Source organism: Anabaena sp. PCC 7108, from assembly GCF_000332135.1.
In the GTDB taxonomy this organism is placed as follows: Bacteria; Cyanobacteriota; Cyanobacteriia; order Cyanobacteriales; family Nostocaceae; genus Anabaena.
The window spans coordinates 312692-331312 of sequence record NZ_KB235896.1; the positions used below are offsets into that span (position 1 = coordinate 312692).

At 39.3% G+C, this 18621-nt stretch carries 9 protein-coding genes; 2 read left to right on the plus strand and 7 right to left on the minus strand.

Annotation, left to right across the window (positions count from 1 at the left end; all coding sequences use genetic code 11):
- Positions 1–63 precede the first annotated feature (63 nt).
- The 7 genes from ANA7108_RS28090 to ANA7108_RS0102095 all read right to left on the minus strand — a co-directional run bounded on the left by ANA7108_RS28090 (position 64) and on the right by ANA7108_RS0102095 (position 15350).
- Positions 64–7080, minus strand: coding sequence for an SDR family NAD(P)-dependent oxidoreductase (locus ANA7108_RS28090; protein WP_016949098.1), 7017 nt, complete (start codon positions 7078–7080; stop codon positions 64–66).
- Positions 7077–9974 carry a type I polyketide synthase gene (locus ANA7108_RS0102070; RefSeq protein ID WP_016949099.1) on the minus strand — a complete coding sequence of 966 codons (2898 nt, stop codon included), beginning with the start codon at positions 9972–9974 and terminating at the stop codon, positions 7077–7079. Before ANA7108_RS0102070 ends, ANA7108_RS28090 begins: the two co-directional genes overlap by 4 nt.
- A 3-nt stretch (positions 9975–9977) precedes the next feature.
- A complete protein-coding gene (locus ANA7108_RS0102075; protein ID WP_016949100.1) occupies positions 9978–11306 on the minus strand; it encodes a hypothetical protein in 1329 nt (442 codons plus the stop codon).
- Positions 11307–11399: 93 nt separating this feature from the next.
- Complete coding sequence (locus tag ANA7108_RS0102080; protein ID WP_016949101.1) at positions 11400–12779, minus strand: hypothetical protein; 1380 nt, start codon at positions 12777–12779, stop codon at positions 11400–11402.
- A gap of 94 nt (positions 12780–12873) precedes the next feature.
- Positions 12874–13158, minus strand: a complete 285-nt coding sequence (locus tag ANA7108_RS0102085; protein ID WP_016949102.1) for an acyl carrier protein — start codon at positions 13156–13158, stop codon at positions 12874–12876.
- A 146-nt stretch (positions 13159–13304) separates the two neighbouring features.
- Positions 13305–13451, minus strand: a complete 147-nt coding sequence (locus ANA7108_RS30045) for a hypothetical protein (RefSeq protein WP_016949103.1) — start codon at positions 13449–13451, stop codon at positions 13305–13307.
- Between the two features lie 12 nt (positions 13452–13463).
- Positions 13464–15350 carry a fatty acyl-AMP ligase gene (locus ANA7108_RS0102095; RefSeq protein WP_016949104.1) on the minus strand — a complete coding sequence of 629 codons (1887 nt, stop codon included), beginning with the start codon at positions 15348–15350 and terminating at the stop codon, positions 13464–13466.
- A gap of 1113 nt (positions 15351–16463) precedes the next feature.
- Between ANA7108_RS0102095 and ANA7108_RS0102100 the strand changes: the two genes are divergently transcribed.
- Positions 16464–17597: a DUF3419 family protein gene (locus ANA7108_RS0102100; RefSeq protein ID WP_016949105.1), complete on the plus strand. Its 1134-nt coding sequence runs from the start codon at positions 16464–16466 to the stop codon at positions 17595–17597.
- A gap of 37 nt (positions 17598–17634) precedes the next feature.
- Entirely contained in the window at positions 17635–18618 is a 984-nt protein-coding gene (locus ANA7108_RS28095) for a Rieske 2Fe-2S domain-containing protein (RefSeq protein ID WP_016949106.1), read from the plus strand.
- The last annotated feature ends 3 nt before the right edge of the window (positions 18619–18621 follow it).

An 18621-nucleotide genomic window follows, 5' to 3' on the forward strand; every position in this document is an offset into this window, starting at 1 on the left:
AATTTACAATTTAGATGAAATTTGAGTATAAACTAGCACCAAGCTAGTTAATTATACACAGATTTAACCAGAGGTTGTATCGGGGATACAATCAAGGTACTGTCTCAGTATTTCTGCGATCGCAGACGCATGGGGATGTCGTAGTAAGTTCAGATGATTGCCGGGTACAGTATGGACATCGACACCACCTTTTACCAAATCACGCCAACCCCAAGTTTCATCTTGATCAAGCTCTACATCACTTGTTTTTAGCAGGATAACTTTGCCATCATAAGACTGTGCTTTATACCGATACAAAGCTTCAGCATTAGCCACCAGCATCTGGACTAGACGAAGTGTGACACGAAGTTGCTCACATTTTGTCATGGTCTGGGGATTTTTAGTGGCAACTTGAGGAATTTCAGAACGATGTCCAAAAAATGACAACATCTGGTTAATTATACCTTTAGTTTGATCATCACCTTTGGACGGTTGAGAAGATGATGGTTCTGTTACCCTGATTAGGGCAAGGTAATCGTAGACCCAAGGCAGCATTTCTGGCACACTTACTAAGAAACCAGCTATTCTCCAGAGATCCTTGGCTTTGTAGCCAGTTTTCAAATCAGGGGGAATATCAACTAGGACTAATAAGTCCACGTCCTGATTTGCTTGTTTAAGACGAACAGCCATTTCATAAACAATGTAGGCTCCTAGTGACCAGCCTGACAGTAGGTAAGGACCTTGAGGTTGAACTGAACGGATGGCTTGAATATAATAATCAGCCATGTCTTCAACTCGCTTTAAAGGCCGTTTTTCCCCCGTCAATCCCGGTGATTGTATTCCATAGATAGGGTGATCAGAACCAAGTTGATAGGCTACAGGGTAATAGGGAAAGACGAAACTAGCCATCGGGTGAATCCAGAAAAAAGGCCGCTTGCTGCCATTTGGTTTGATGGAAACTAGACAGGGATTAGAGGTGAACGCATCTTCAATATCCCTATTACCATGTCCCAGTCCTCCTGATGATAGATCGGGCTTTTCAATAACTTGGGCTAATTCGGCAATGGTGGAAGACTGGAACAGAACCCACAACGCTAGATCACAACCAAAAGTCTCCTGTATCTGAGATACAATTTGCGCTGCCAGTACCGAATGACCACCCAGCGAAAAGAAGTTATCATGGATGCCTACTTTTTCCAGCCCCAGAACTTTTTGAAAGATTTCAGCTAACTGACGTTCAACTGGATTGCGAGGTTCTGTTTGTTCAGTAACTTTCAATCCTGTGTAGGTGTGAGTTAACTGTTTTATATCAACTTCCCCTGAATCTGTCAAAGGTATTTCATCCAGTTGGACAAAATGGCAGTGAGTTAGAGTACCGAAGCAATCGGCTAGGTTAGGCTGATACAATTGCTCAATGGATAATTCGCTAGTTTTGGCTGTGAATAAGGCAGTTAATTGTTGTAAATTCTGGCAATCTAAAGTGAAGCGCTGAATATGTGACTTCCCAGCATCCAATCCTACTAAAAGATGGTTAGAGCGATGTGCTAACGCTACTAACAAGGAATCTATTCCTTGAGAGGGCGAAATAGCACAAAATCCTTTAGCTCTACTTAATTCTTTCATGGGATAGCCGCGACTCATACCGGTTTCATCCCACATACTCCAACTCAAGCAATAGCTTTGCCAGGAAGTATGTTGCCTTTGGTACGTGCTAAAAGCTTCTTGGAAACTATTAGCCGCTGCATAAGCACCCACACCTGTACCCCCAAAGAAACTATTGACTGAGGAAAAGTGAATGAAGAAACCAGGATTCTGATGTTGTAGCAGGTGATGGATTACCCAAGTTCCCATTACCTTCTGTTGCAATTTAGCTGTTAAGCTTGCTTGGGTTGCAGATGTTATTAATTGTTCCTGGAGAACTCCCGCTAAATGAATTACTCCATCAATTTGAGTTTCCCACTGGGATGATACCAAATTAATGGTCTGTTTCATGTCATCCAGATTACAAATATCAACAGCTTGGTAGAGAACAGAACCTGGAAGTTGTCTTAACTGTTGATATGCTTGTATTTTCGCGGTTAAAGCATCTTCACCTTCTTGATAATTCTCCCAAGTGCTTTCATCTGGTAAAGGTGTCCGACCAATTAACAATAAACGAGCTTGATAATGCTCTAATAAATACCTAGCAATTTTAATGCCAATACCTCCCAGTCCACCAGTGATTAAATAGACTCCACTGGTTTTGAAAGGAAGTTGTTGCTGTTCTTGTTCGGCAAAATCTGTCTTTTGCAAACGAGGAACTAAGCGTTGTCCATCTCTGTAAGCTACTTCCGATTCTGGAGTCAAAACAGAAAATTCTGACAACAGATAACTTCTATTAATTTCAATCGCAGCAATGGGTAGATCAATATGGCGACATTCCAACCAAGGTATTTCCTGGGGGATGGTTTTGAGGAAGCCCAAAACTGTTGCTTTTTGATATGCGATGGGCGTTCGCGTAGCGTGTCCGCAGGACTCAGCCTCACCTTCGCTGAACGCGTCACTTGGTAAAATAGATTGACTGTAACTAGCTACAAACAACAACTGTATATTATCTTTTGTTTCATGCAACTTATCTATTGCTTTCACTAAAAACAGTAAGCTATAGAGTCCTTTTTGTTGACTAACCTCAAGAGTTTCTAGGTCAGAAATATCATCATTATACGTTTCATAATTCCAGAGATGGAAAATATGACCAATGGCATAATTGTTAGTGATTAATGATTTTATTAACCAGTGATAATCTTCTTCATTAGCAGGATTTACCACATAATGTTCACTGCTAATTTGAGCAAAGTTATTTCCCGCCTCAACTTTGATACAAGGATAATTTTGAGCTTCCAGTCTTTGACAAAGTGATTGTCCTAATCCTAAATCATCAACAAAGACTATCACTGCTTGTCTGACAGTAGAAATAGGATTAATTCGCGCCTGCTTCTGACACCAAACTTTCTGATAGAACCAATCAGGAATTGTATTTTTGCCTAAAAGAATATCGATGTCTTGAATTAAGGAACTAAAATCACCAGATTCTAGTTTCTGTTTAAGTAGAGAACGCTGAATTTTGCCACTTGTGGTCTTAGGAAATTCCTGACGTTCTATAGGAATCAGATAGGTAGGAGTAATTCCTAACTGAGAGGCAACTTCTTTTCTGATATCTTGAATAACTGACAAGTAAAGTTGAGAGTCTGTTTTTTCAGGTGAAAAGAAGATTGCTAATCCTTCAGTTCCTGTTTGTTGATTGGAGAATGCACAAGCCCCTGCATAAGTGGGAACTACACCTGCAATGCTATTAACAATATCTTCGACTTCATAGCAGTAATAATTAGCTCCATTGATGATAATTAATTCCTTCTCTCTTCCGGTCAAAACCAAATGACCATTCAGAATAAAGCCTAAGTCTCCTGAATTAAACCAACCATCTCCAACAAAAGCTTCTGCATTAGCTTGTGGATTATTTAAATAACCTGGGGTGACGACTTTTCCCTTAATCTGAAAACGCCCGATTACACCTTCTGGCAAAAGGGAATTTTTATCATCAGTGATGCGAATTTGCACTCCTGGAACTGGGCAACCAAGGTCAGTAAATTCAATCACATCTACGCTATAATCGGTTGTTTGCTCTAACTGAGCGCCAACAGAAGATTTTTTAATCCGATAAATATCAGTTTGCTCGTTAAACTGATTTTGATAAGTCATGCAAGTACAGACTTCAGCCATACCAAAAGCTGGTTGCATAACTTGAGAAGAAATACCAAAAGGTGCAACTGAATTCAAAAATTCTCGGACAACTTTAGGAGTTACCTGTTCTCCTGCATTCATCAAGAATTTAACTGAAGAGAGATCCCAATTGTTCCCAGGAGTTTTTGCCAGTGCTTCACTAATTAACTTAAATCCAAAGTTTGGAGACCAACTGTGAGAAACTCGGTATTCCTCCATCAAATCTAACCATTTCAAGGGGTTAGCTAAGATAACTGCTGTTTCCACTTCAACTTGTTGACAACCCAAATATGTATCTTTGAAATGGCACGTTAATATAGGGACAACATGGTCAACGGGCAACCAATTCAGGCTAATATCTTCAGTTGCATAGCCATTAAATTGTTTAGCTGCATGGATATGAGCAATGATTCCTTGATGAGTTTCTTGAATACACTTGGGAACTCCTGTGCTACCAGAAGTTAGCTGTAAAAAAGCTACTTCATCAGAGCGACTAGGATAAAATTCCGAGGTAGGTGAGTAATTTTTTAACTCGGCTACAGAACAAATTTTTAATTCTGGTAGCGGTAGTAATGAACCCAAGTTTTCTAGAGCTTCAACAAGAATGTTACTCGCTAAAATACAGGGGTGTTCGAGTAATTCCCATGTATTGTATAGTTTATTGATAACTGCATTTTTCTCTGTGTAAGTGGGGGCTACAGCGACGGTAACAGGTTGAATTCCTCCGAGGATACATCCCCATAAGGTTGGAAAATAATCACGCAAAGATGAAATTTGCAGAATAACTCGCTGTCCTGGTTGCAAGCCTTGATTTCGCAAGCCGCTAAGAATGCATTTAGCCTCTTCTAATAGGCTAGTGTATGTCTGAAATTCCTTTTCGCCTTTTGCAGAGATGTAAGTAATGCCTTGATTTTTGGATCGAGTTGCTGTTTGAATTAATGCTTCTGATAAAGTTTTGGGAGCATCTTCTGGAATATTCAGCACACCACCATCGCTAATTGCGGGTTTGCTAAATTGTGGTTTTTCTGTAGGGATAAAACTAACAACAGAGGCGGTTTCAGCAATCCGTAAGGAAATTGCCGTGTTATTTATTCCTGGTGGTAGTAGTTTTGCTAAGTGGAGTGGTGAAGGTGACGGCGTATGACGTGAACTGGCAATTACTACCGCTTGCTCAATTTCGGGATGGCTGTTTAATTGTTGCTGCCATTGTTCTAGAAGTTTAGTATCAATTACTTCTAAATAAGTTAAAACCTGCTCATCAATTTGCCCTGTTGCTGTCAATGGCAAATTCGATACTTGCAGATATGCAACTGGCAACATATAACCGGGCAAATTAGCCTGTAAATGAGCATTGAGAGATTCATTTGCTAAGGATTTTGAGCCAACTAAGTAAGCAACAAGTTTCCCCTCCCGCGCGAGAACATAGCAATCTTCTATACCAGGAATTGATAGTAACTCCTGCTCTATTGTTTGAAGATTGATCCGGTGTCCCCCAATCCAGATTTGCCTGTGTATTAATCCCAGTACTTCTAGAGATCCATCTCGACGCAGACGACCCCATATTTTAGTTCTCTGTAACCTTCCTAGTGAGGGATGTTCTATAACTTCAGTTTGTTCTTGCTGCTGCAAATGACTTTTATTTAAATGGGCATCACCAATATCACCAATATAAATCTCTCCTTCTACACCAAAAGGCAGCAATTCTTGATGATTATCTAATACATAAATTTGTGAATTATCTGCCCATTCATGATCAATAAATTTATTATTTTCAGCCTTGATAGCAGGGTTATGACATACACTTAATATCTGCTCTCGTTCAGATTGAGATAACAACGGCAGTTGACTAACTTTTTGCTGTGGATTGGATATAATTGCTGCTAATATATTTTGGAAATGACCTGCCATCTGGGCAATAGTCTGTTCATCAAATAAATCTGTGTTGTACCTAAAAAACCCAACTAGATCAGAACTTCCTTCTGCCATCATCAAGTCTAGATCAAACTGTCCCTCCATTTGGGACATTTCATAAGGTTTTAATTTAAATCCTTCTCGATCTACTTCACCACCTAATAATAGTTGTTGGCTATGGGGAAACTGCCGTAAGTTTTGCAAAACAAAGTTGAATAAAGCTTGAAATATAGGGGAACGGCTGGGATCGCGTTTTGATTGTAATCGTTCTACCAGCAAAGCAAAAGGAAAATCTTGATGCACCAATGCTTCTGATACGCAGGAGCGAATTTGAGTGAGAAACTCCTGAAAGGTGGGACTTTCTGAGAAATTCACCCGCATTACAACTGGATCAACAAAGTAGCCAACTAGTGGCATAAATTCAGATTTAGTTCTACCTGAAGTGGGAACACCGACTAAAATATCTTCCTGTCCCGTGTAACGATGTAGGAGAATCTTAAATGCCGCCAGCAGCACCATAGATTGAGTCGCACCTTCCTTTTGAGCCAGCTGTTTGATTTGTGCTGTCAGCTTTGGAGATAGTGTGAATCGATGAGAAGCGCCGTTATAAGTTTGTATAGGTGGCCGTGGTCTGTCTGTTGGTAAATTGAGTATGGGTAAATCTCCTGCCAATTTTTTTTGCCAGTATTCCCAAAGTTTTTCTCCTGGAGTGCTTGTTAACAATTCTCTTTGCCAACGCACGTAATCTATGTAGGAGTTTTTCAGAGGAGTCAGAGGTGGCTCAACCCCTGACTCTAGGGCAGGATAGGTCATGATCATTTCTTCCATCAGCAATGGAAGACACCAAGCATCAATGGCAATATGATGTACTGTTAGTAATAAAATATGTTCTTGTTGAGAACGAGTAAATAAACTCACTCGCATTACTGAACCATTTTCCAGGTCAAAGGGTTGCTGGGATTCTTGAAAAACCTGGTGATGAAGTTCCTGGTCACTCCAAGTAGAAGCATTTATCTGCTGAAAGTTTGGTAATTCGGTTTGATGGATCTTTTGAACTGGCTTGTTACCTTGTTTGGGAAAACTGCTACGCAACTGCGGATGACGTTCTATGAGAGTCTGGAAAGTTTTTTGCAAAGTCGTAACATTGACATAGGAACAGATACGACAGGTAAATGCCACATTGTAAAATCCATTCTCTGGTGCTAATTGCCACAGAAACCACATGGCTTGTTGACCATAGGAGAGGGGATAAACATTTAAAATATCTGGGGAATCATGAAGTACCTGTAAAATTTCAGTTTTGTGCTGTTGTAGTTGTGCAATAACATCAGCAGTTAGGACAGATTGGGAACCACCAATACGCAATTTTTCGCCGTTAAGTCCTAATTTAACTCCTTTCAAAGAAAGGTCTTGTAAAAATTCTACTATCATATTTCTATCTCAATCCAATCACTATTTTTGATGTTCATCTGAAATTGATCATTACTTTCTGGCTTCACAGTTTGAGTAATATTTATCGGAACTAGTTGATGGTTGATCTGAGTTGATAGGGTGACAATAGTTGACCCTTCCATAAAAATATTAATAGGAATATCTAAATTCAAATCCGTTTGCATCTGATTTCGCAATTCCGTAAGCATTAGCGAGTCCATGCCCATTTCAAAAAAATTTTGCTCTATGTTGGGCAATTGAGAGCCTTTAAATCCTAAAATCCTGCCGATTTGCTCCTGAAGATAAGTTATTAATAGAGTTATGCGATCGCTTTTATCTGCCGTTTCTAGCTGTTGTAAGATTTGGGTATTTTGGGTAGAAATTGATGGTTTTGCAGCTTGTTGTTCTATTTCGAGCTTTTTGGGCAGATATTGCTTTTGAGGCTGGATAGTACCTGTGTCAATCCAATATCGCTCTCTTTGAAATGGATATGTTGGTAGTGCAACTTTTGTCCGCTGATAATCACGGTCAAATCCTGACCAATCTACTTTGACTCCGGCTACAGACAACTGCCCTAAACTAGAGAGCATGACTTGCCATTCCTCCATTCCCGGAAGCAAAGAAGGTAGCCACATACCCTCAGGTTGGCATTCACGCCCCATGTCCAATAAAATGGGCTTTGAACCAATTTCTAAGAATACTTTATACCCAAGTTTATGCAATGTCTGCATACTTTTAGCAAACTGCGCTGCACTAGATACATGATTCATCCAGTATGGCGCTGTTGCTATCTCTTCATCAGCCAGATTACCAGTAACATTGGATATTAATGGTATTTGCGGCTGATTGTAGGTGACTTGATTGGCTATGGCTGAAAATTCTGCCAACACTGATGACACCATCTCGCTACCAGATGGTAACTGCTGCATCAATTGTCCTCGATGGGCAATGAGTTTGAGTCCATCTTCTAAGCTGAAAACCCCTGCTACAGTTGCAGCAACATATTCGCCGACATTATGTCCCATGACTGCATTTGCTTGAATACCCCAAGATTTCCAAAGTTGATACAGGGCATATTCAAAGGCAAATAAGGCTGATTGAGTATAGGCGGTTTGATCTAATAATGATGATGCAATTTGTTCTCCGGCTTGGTCAGGATATAGTATCTCTAACAGCGAATGTTTCAGATAGGGGCGTAGAATTTCATTACACTGCTCAAGCGTTTGGCGGAAGATGGGCTGAGTGTCGTAGAGTTGCCTTCCCATGTTGATGTACTGGCAGCCTTCTCCAGTAAATAGGAAGGCGATTTTCATCTGCTTTTTACTTGCTTGATTGCTGAACAATCCAGTAGTATGGTTTCCTGTGGCAAAAGCGGCTAGTTGTGCGATTAATTGCTCTTTTGAGTCAATTACAACTGCGAGACGGTGCTGAAAATGCGATCGCCCTGTATTCGCCGTAAAACAAATATCTGCTAATTCTAGCTTTGGATGATCTTCAAGGTGACTTTGATAGCGACTGACCAATGCTTGCAAAGCTGGTTCAGTTTTGGCAGATAAAGTTAATAAATGACTTGAACGCTCCCGCAAATTTTCATGTTTAACTTGAGGGGGCGCTTCTTCTAAAATTACATGAGCATTCGTACCACCAAAACCAAAGGCACTAACCCCTGCCAATCTCGGTTGTTCTTGGGCTGGCCATTCCTGTAGTTCTGTGGGAATTTGAATAGGAGTGTTTTTAATTTTAATGTAAGGATTTAACTCTTGAAGATGCAAATGAGCCGGAATCTCACCATGTTGTAGCGATAAAACTACTTTGATCAACCCAGCAATCCCAGAAGCAGCTTCCGAATGACCAATATTTGTCTTGACTGAACCAATCCAACAAGGTTGATTTACTTCCCTACCTTCCATCAGCACTGCTTTGAGAGAGTTCACCTCAATGCTATCTCCCAAAGGTGTTCCCGTACCTTGAGTCTCGACATAGCTGATCTGTGATGGTTTCACCTCAGCCCTGGCTAAAGCTTGGCGGATAACTGCTTGTTGAGAAGGTCCGTTGGGGGCTGTGAGTCCATTACTCAGACCATTTTGGTTAACGGCTGAACCTCTAATAATTCCTTGAATATTGTCTCCATCTCTCAGTGCATCAGCCAGACGTTTGAGAACTACAACTCCACATCCCTCAGCTCGGACGTAACCATCCGCTGACGCATCAAAGGTTTTGCAACGACCGTCTGATGACATCATTTGAGCATGAGAGAGGGAGATTGTTGCTTCTGATGACAAAATTAGGTTAACTCCCCCAGCCAGACACAGATTAGACTCTCCACTCAACAAACTTTGACAAGCGTAGTGGAGTGCTACCAGTGATGAAGAACAAGCAGTATCTATGACTAAACTTGGACCACGTAGATTGAGTAGATAGGATAAACGATTAGCAATAATGCACAAACCGGTGCCAACTGCATTGTAAGCATTAATTTGAGCATTTTCTTTCGCTAAAATTATTCCGTAGTCATAGTTAGAAGCACCTAAGAAAACTCCTGTTTGACTACCACTAAGTTGTGTTGATGGAACTATGCCGGCATTTTCCAAACTTTCCCAAGCAACTTCCAACAATAACCTTTGTTGAGGATCTAGACGTTCTGCTTCTCTGGGAGAAATTTGGAAAAAATTAGGATCAAAGTAATCTACTTGTTCTAAAAAGCCGCCTTTTATGCTTTTTGATTTGCCAGTGCTAGGGACTACGGAATGCTTGTGCAACGAGTCCCAATCATAAGGTCGTGATGATATCTCCCTAATCGCATCTATTTTATTAGATAGAAGTTCCCAAAAAGATGTTAGATTTTCAGCACTAGGAAATCGGCAACCAACTCCTATAATTGCTATTTTTTCCATTTTTTAAAGTGCTAGAGAAAACTGATTAAAGGCTTTGATATTATTTTTGATCGCTTTTCCAATGGAAGCGCCTGAGGCCATTACACTCATATTCCGATTTACAGGCCACAAATAATCTAGCTGATTTGCAAACTTACGTAAATCTGATAATAGGTGATTGTGTACCTTCAGATTGACATGGAATCCTTCATGCTCATGACATAGGCACTTTTCAATCCACTGAAGTGCCTCTTCTTTGGACATATTAAATACAGGACTCTGCAAGAGTTTCATAATAAAAACTATCGCATTACTATCACTCAAGAAGCGATTGCTTGATATTCCAGAAATAGCATTGAGGTTTTCATGCTGTGCTTGTAAGATAGCTAAATTTGCAATCAATTTTTCATAGGTCGATGGCTTAGGTAAAGTTTTATAAAAGTCTCTACCCAGGAATAAGGAAGTTGTTGTATGAAAAGCCTCATCTAAAAAATGATAGTGAGATATAGTTGTTGGACTGGCTATAAATTCATTATTTTTCTGCAATTTTCTGTAATATTGATGAATGCCAAATTCATGATTTTTCAGAGCTAGATTAGCCATGTAGCGCACAGCAAAAAAATTGGCAGCTAGGAATGGATAACTTCTCCAGTTATCGGAAAAGAACTGTCTTCTGGATGGGGCTGATTTTCCCGAAAGCCCATTAAAAAAGCCATTGCTAGCAAATGATGCAGGTTTATTGACATCTTTTACTTCTCCGAAATTTTCGGAATGAGATTGCTCTTTGTTTTTGAGCATCATCATAGTGATAAAATTGGCAGCAGAGGATAGATAATCAGAAAGTTGATAACTTTTCTGGCTGCTCAAAGATACTTTATCTGAACCAGAATTAATGAGAGCTTTCTTACCTAGTAAAGATTTTGTAGTTTGATAATTTACCTGATAGAAAGTATGAATATGTTTGCGTTCTTGGGCAGTTTCATGAGCTAACAATTCGACAAGCATTTTATAATCACTACTTACAGACATCAGGCAATCTGCTGTGACTGTGTTGTAATGAATTAGCTCAGTTTCGCTATCAGCAGTTAGTTTATAAAACAAAGTCCAATGCAAATGATTGAGAGCAAATTTTTGAGATTGAGAAGCTTGTTCATAGAGTGGTGTGCCATAAAGCAGTGAGTGTTCTGATTCACTCCAGTAAGCACTGCTGTTACTATCATAGTTAAAGTTTTTATCTAATTCCTCTATTTTTTCAGTGTAATCAGATTCAAGATTATTACTATAATTTTTCTCCAAGAGGGAGATAACTGGATTTACCGGAGATGTTGGTGAAGTTTGATTGCTAGTAATCATGAGTTATCATTCCTTTCTATATGTAGTTGATGATGGTTATTAGATGGATATTTGTCAAGGATATTGTTTAACAAATAGCCGAAACTCTAATTTTCAGGTAGAGGCGATTATTGATTCGGAGAACTGCTTAAAGGTTTTGACATTGTTTTGGAGAGCTTTGCTAATCGAGCCTCCTGAAGCCATGATCCCCATTTCACGGTTTATCTTCCATTGGTAATCTAGGCAACCGAAGAATTTCTGCAAAGATTCCAAGAGACTTTGATGATATTTGAGTCCTACATGGAAACCTTCGTGTTCTTGACAAAAACACTTTTCCATCCAATCGAGAGCTTCTTTTGTTTCCATCTCAAATAGGGAGGATTTTAAGAGCTTGTAGATAAAAACCATGAACAGCGGATCATCGGCAACACAGCGATTGGGAAAGACTCCAGAAAGACCATTTAACAGGTTGCGCTGCATCATGTAAATTATCTGACCAGATACAAATTTCTCGTAAGCAGTTGGCTTTGGGAAATCCTTATACATATCTTTGCCGATTGTTTGGGAAATCGTGGTGTGGAAAGCCTCGTCCATTAAGTGGTAATAGGAAACAGCTGTTGGGGCTGGTATATATTCGCCTTTTCGCTCTAATTCTCGGAAATACTTAACATAGGGATACTCTTGGTTCTTCAGGACAGCATTAGCCATATAGCGTAATGAATAATACTGACACGCCATAAACGGCGACATACCCCAGTGAGTAGTGAAAAACTTTAACCAGTAACGGGGTGCGATTAGTCCTCCTACACCATCTGCTGGTGCAGGAATTGGCTGGCCTTTCTCCTCCAAGTCTCGCAAATACTGAGAATAATACTGTTGTTTATCTCTCAGCATTGTCTTAGCGATCGCGTTTAAGGTATTATCTCGATATATAGAAAATCGGGAATTCCCCTTGCTAGAGATGAAAAACTCCTGAACAAAATCAGGGATTAAAGATTTAAACCAATTATTATTATCTTTATCTGATTTGGTATAAACGGAATTGCCCAAGGTGGTTTTGCCGACTATAGCCATTTTTGTTTTGAAACCAATTTTTTGAAAGGTGCGAATGTGGTAGCTTTCCTGATCGGTTTCAAAATCTAATTCCTGACAAAGTGTTTCATAAGTACCAAGGTTGCGAAACACACCATTCGTAACACTATTATAAATACTTGTATTTGCTTCGCTGGCAGCAATATAGTTATAGTTTGCTACCCAAAAAAGATGGTTTAGTGCTAGTTTTTGTGAGTTAGAAGCAACATTGTAGAGGGGAGTACCATATAGAACTGAAAGTTCGGGATCGCCCCAGTAATAATTACTGTTAATTTTGTAATCATACTCATTTCCCAAGTCTCTAATTTTCTCAGTATAGTCTGAGTCCGTGTTATTCTGATAAGTTTTTGAAATGAGTTTTAGGTGCTTTGTCTGTTGTACTTGTGGCTGGGTCGCTAACATAACTTTCTCCAGAAAATATTACTAATAAAATGCTGATTATTTCGACCTTTATTGTCACTTCAAGATTAGTGACATCCCAAAATAGATACTCTTATTAGTTGACCTGAGCTAAATGTTCCGCTAGGTCCGCAATTGTTGGATAATCATACATGATTGTTGGTTCTATGTCTTTTCCTAGCCAATCTTGTAAATCTCCCGTTAACATTACTGCGGATGATGAATCTAAACCATAACGGGCAAAAGTATTTTGTAAATCTATTTCTTCAGGTTCAATTTCTAGCAAATCTGATATGTAGGAAACTAGCCAGTTGCTAATTTCTTGTGATGTCAATTTATCGCTTTGTTCACTTACTCTGTTGTCTTCAGAAAGTTTAGTCATGTTAAAAACCTCAATTTTTGGTATATTTTACTGCGAATGAATTCAAACTCGTATTTTCTGATTTTTCAGTTTTTCACTTGCAGGGATTATAGGCTGATTTTGATTCTCTAACTGTATTAGTTTCTTGATCCTTATCTTATATTGTGTTAGCCATTTTTACAAAGATATTCGTCAAGTTTATCTTCTTCTCCAGCCATATTTTGCTCAACATTGGCAATCATTTCTGTATACTGATTAATCAGATTTTCTACCTGATTTATTATCCAGTACAATCTCCTTGCATAGATTGTCATTCATAGCATTAGCTATTTTTGAAGTGCATTAGCTTTCGCACCCTCCTTGATATTTACTCTTTTCAAATCAGGATTAATTTCCTGTACTTTTTCTAAGAGCGAGTTAACATCAGTTTCCAACTTTTGAAGTTTAACTTGATGCTGAAGGCTTTCATTACCATCTTCGACCACATTCAAACTGCCATCTACAAACCCACGCCGACAAGCATGGCGCTGGATTTTCCCGCTAGATGTCTTGGGAATACTACCAGGCTTAATCAAAACTGTGGCATATACTTGTAAGCCGTGGTGATCTATCACTGCCTCGGTGATATTTCCGATGACCTCTTTAATATTCAACCTCCTCAAAGATGTTCGTTCTACTTCTTGCACAACAACTAATCGCTGTTGCCCTTTTTGCTCTACTGTAAAGGCTGCCCCCCCATCAAATCGTAGTGCTGGATGACTGTTTTGAACCGTTAACTCAATATCCTGGGGGTAATGATTTTGTCCACGGATGATAATAACATCCTTGAGTCTTCCTGTGACAAATAGTTCGCCATCTTGCAAAAATCCCAAGTCTCCTGTGCGGAGAAACGGACCCTCACCTGTATCTGACAGATAAGCTTGGAAAGTTTCTGCGGTTTGTTCTGGTCGTTGCCAATAGCCAGCAGCCACAGAAGAACCCGATACCCAAATCTCCCCTATACGATTAGTCGGACATAAGGTTAAAGATTCGGGATCAACAATGGCGATTTTTTCATCTAACCAGGTTTGACCACAACCGACAATTGTTCTAGTTCCTGCTTCAGATTCAGCCGCTACTACCTGATTTTCTTCAAGGGCTGCTGCTTCTAGCTCGTACAGAACGGGGGGAGATGTTTTCAAACCGCCGGACACGAATAAAGTCGTTTCAGCCATGCCGTAACAAGGATACAATGCTTCTTTACGAAAACCACACTCGGCAAAATATTTTGCAAAGCGATCTAGCGTTTCCGACCGCACTGGTTCGGCTCCGTTGAAAGCGACTTCCCAACTGCTCAAGTCAAGACTAGACAGTTCTTCAGGAGTAATTTTGCGAACGCAAACATCATAAGCGAAATTGGGTCCACCACTAGTAGTCGCTTGGTAACGAGAAATAGCTTGCAACCAACGCAAAGGCTTTTGCAGAAAAGCTACTGGTGACATGAGAATGGAATGTATCCCTAAATACAGGGGCTGCAAGACATTGCCAATCAATCCCATATCGTGAAATAAGGGCAACCAACCGACGAAAATTGTTTTATCTGTATGTCCGAAGCCGATCTTAATCGCTCTCTGATTGGATAGCAAATTTCTATGCGTTACCATTACTCCCTTCGGTATTCCCGTAGAGCCGGAAGTGTATTGGAGAAATGCTAGACTATCCTGATCTAGTTTCAGTTCTTGCCAATGTGAACTGAGATTGCTGTCGATGTCATCAGTACTTAACCATTGCATAGTTGGCAATTCTGGATTTTGGTCCCATTGATTTACCAAGTTTGCTAACAAGGATGATGTAGTCAATACCACAGTTGCTTGAGCATCTGTGACTATCGATTGCAATCTTAATAAGTTCATATTCTGACGGGGTGGATATGCAGGAACTGCGACAACCCCTGCATATAAACACCCCAAGAAGGCTGTAATAAATTCTAGACCAGGTGGATACAATAACAAAGCACGTTCACCAGCTGATCCTAGAGACTGAAAACGGGATGCGATTGCTCTGGCTTTTTGATCTAGTTCTTGATAAGTCAGGCTGACTTCTTCCCTTTCGCCATCTTGCAGAAATGTGTAAGCCTTTTGCTGTGGCTGATTCTGCGCTCTATAGATAAGTAGTTCTATTAATGTTGAAAATCTCTCTAGAGGATTTTGCAAATCGTTCAAACGAACATTCATAAGCCACTAGTATTTTATAGGTTAGTAAGTAACACTATCAAAATTAAGCTGTTTTTAGTATTCAGACTTGATACTCAATCAAGGTTGTTTTTTGTATGCCTTTTGGTATATTGACATTCCCACTTAAATTTAATTCATCTTAAATTTAAGAATGCCCTAGACACCGAAATCAATTTGTCACAACTCCAAACCAAACGGGACAATGGATTTTGTTAAGTACCGAAAATTAGTAATATTCAGTTCCAGGTACAATCAGCGATCACTATTCGATAACCATAGGCAATAGCGAGTATTTTTCCTATCATTGAGAATTTAGTCATATCAAAATAGTACTTCTAACCTATGCGATAGTATCATACACCCCTCTAAAAAACCAAGTTAAATTTTTTATCTTAATTTTATACTCCAAAACTTAAGTTTTTTATCATAAGTTTTATACTCTACAGCAATTAGGATAGTTATGATATTATGTCTCCTATAACTGACGGAACATACGATTGCCTGATAGATAAAAGTCATCAGACAATAGAGTTCTAACCTTAGTGGAGGGATTAACTTCCCCACCACAGTACACCCTTCTTCCATTCACAAAAAAAGCTCTGACCAGTATCTGATTGTATAAAAACGGATTAATCATTACGTATGAAAACAAAATCCACTCAAATTTATTGCTACCCAAAGCTGGATTAATACGTAAGCGATTATCATGACTTGGAAGGCGGTGGTTGAAAAAGTTCCCATAATCATATACTCCCTGGCTACTGAGACTACACCCCTATTGCAAGCACGGTTATGGATAAGAAGTCAAAACATAAAAATATAACTTCAACATTGACAAAAAATATTAAATATGAGATATGGTTTTCAGGAACTTAAATTGAATTTCAATAATTTTTGAGCGATGCCTGCTACTTACTCTGAAGAGGAAGCTATACGGATTGTGTTGAAGAGAGCGAAGCGATCGCTATTTATTCTCAACTTCATCCTCAAAACCTGGAAACAAAGCAATTTTATTCACACCCGTAATGGTAAGTTTGTATGGTGTATAAGTTTTAGACACATACAGCTTCTCCGAATATTGCCGTAATCAACCTAACCAAAGAAGAAGGTTTTATGCAGAAATCTAATCAAGAGAAGTGGGTACTGTACAGTACCTGTGATGAAGATTCATACTCGGAGTTACGAGCTTTAGATATTACATCCAACGACAGAGTGCTTGCGGTAACAGGCAGCGGCTGTCGAACTCTTAGCCTTCTTGCTTGCAATCCCAAGTCCTTAATCTCTGTAGACTACTCACCTGGTCAAAATTATCTGCTCGAATTGAAACTAGTAGCAATTCGGGCTTTATCATATGAGAAGCTACTGCAATTTTTTGGTGTAGAAGATTGCTCCAATCGTTGGGATATATTTTGTTCATTCAAAGAGCAAATATCTGATCAAGCATTTGCGTATTTTAGCGCCAATCGGTGGGCAATTGAAAATGGAGTTCTCTGCTCAGGTCGTCATGAATTATTTTACGTTAGATTCGTTGCGCCATTAATGCGAGTACTTTATGGTAAACAACTGGAGCAGATTGCTCAAGCTTCAACATTAGAAGAGCAGCGTGAAATTTTCAATAAACATATCTCTGGTTTTTTCTGGAATTCTTTGATTCGTATAGGCTTTTCACCTTTGTCAATAACCCTCATTCTCAACGATCCCAAATATGTCGTAGAAATGAATGTCAATGTTGGCGATTACCTCATAGAAAGACTGAATCACACTTTCAATAACCATTTAGTCCGGGAGAATAACTGGACTAGTTTCATGTTCTATGGTAAATATCTGGGAAGACGTTGTCTTCCTCATTTTTTACTTGAGGAAAATTATCATGCTATCCGTAATGCCACAACCAAACTTGAGATTGTGACAGGAAATCTGGTCGAATGCATGAAAAAAATGCCAGAACGGTCAATCGACAAGTATTCACTATCAGATGTTACAAGTTGTATTGACACAGAGACTTTTAAAGCTTTAATAAACCAAGTTATTAGAACAGGGGAAAACCAAGGAAAATTATGCTATCGGAATTTTCTGAATAAGCAATTAATTCCATCTGATGTAGAAAATATTCTTCAGCGAGATCATGAATTAGCAGAGGCTCTTTATCATGATGATTTAGCATTTGCCTATAGTTTTGAGATAGCGCAAATTAACAAAATAGAAAAGCAAGTTGCAGAAACTAGAACAGTAGCTGAAATTAGTTAGTAGAAATAACTGAGGTAATATTTAGAGAGTCACGATTATGTGCTTGAATCAAAATTTCAGAATTCACCCCATTCCTAATAGCTGGTATCGTGTTTGTTTTAGTAAAGACCTGCGTCCAGGCGAAGTTAAGCCACTGCGTTACTTTAACAAGGATCTCGTTCTCTTCCGCACAGAAAGTGGTGAAGCCTGTGTCTTTGATGCTCACTGTCGTCATTTAGGAGCGCATTTAGGTCATGGAGGAGAGGTAAAGGGTGAATGTATCCAATGTCCTTACCACGGTTGGACATGGCATAAAGAGGGACAGTGCGTTCATGTTCCTTACCATCACACTGGTAATAATCCAACTGTTCAAATTGGCAAATGGCCAGTAGCTGAACTTAATGACACAATCTTTACTTACTACCACAGTGAAGGAAAGCCACCCACTTGGGAAATGACCGAATTTCCTGAATTTTCTTCTGGAGAGTGGGTATCTGCAATCCAAATGTATAAACGCAACGTTACATGCTCTATACAAGAAATTGCCGAAAATAATTCAGATACTGCACATTTCAGCCATTTACACAAAGCCAGGTTTGGTAAAGTCCTCACCGAATCTCTGGAATTAGATGGTTTGGTACGTACTCATATTGCCTCTTATGAACTTGAAGTACCGATTATATCTAGATTGCTTGGTATTAATGAATTCCATACTGCATATACACAGTATGGATTAGGTTGCAATCGAAATCATGTCTCCCTTAAAGCCAATGGAAAAACAGTCCTAGAATGGCGAATTATTTGTATGCATACGCCAATTGATAAAGAAAATGCCGAAGCGCTATGCATGACAAAACTGAAGAAATTCATAAATGTTCCCATCACCCGTTTATTAGTAGAACTACTGACTAAAAAAGCCTGTGATGAAGTTGACAGAGATGCAATGGTATGGGATCACAAAATTTTTCATGAGAATCCCCCTCTCTACAAGGAGGAACACAGCATTAACCAATTCCGAGAATGGGTTGAACAATTTTACTAAATT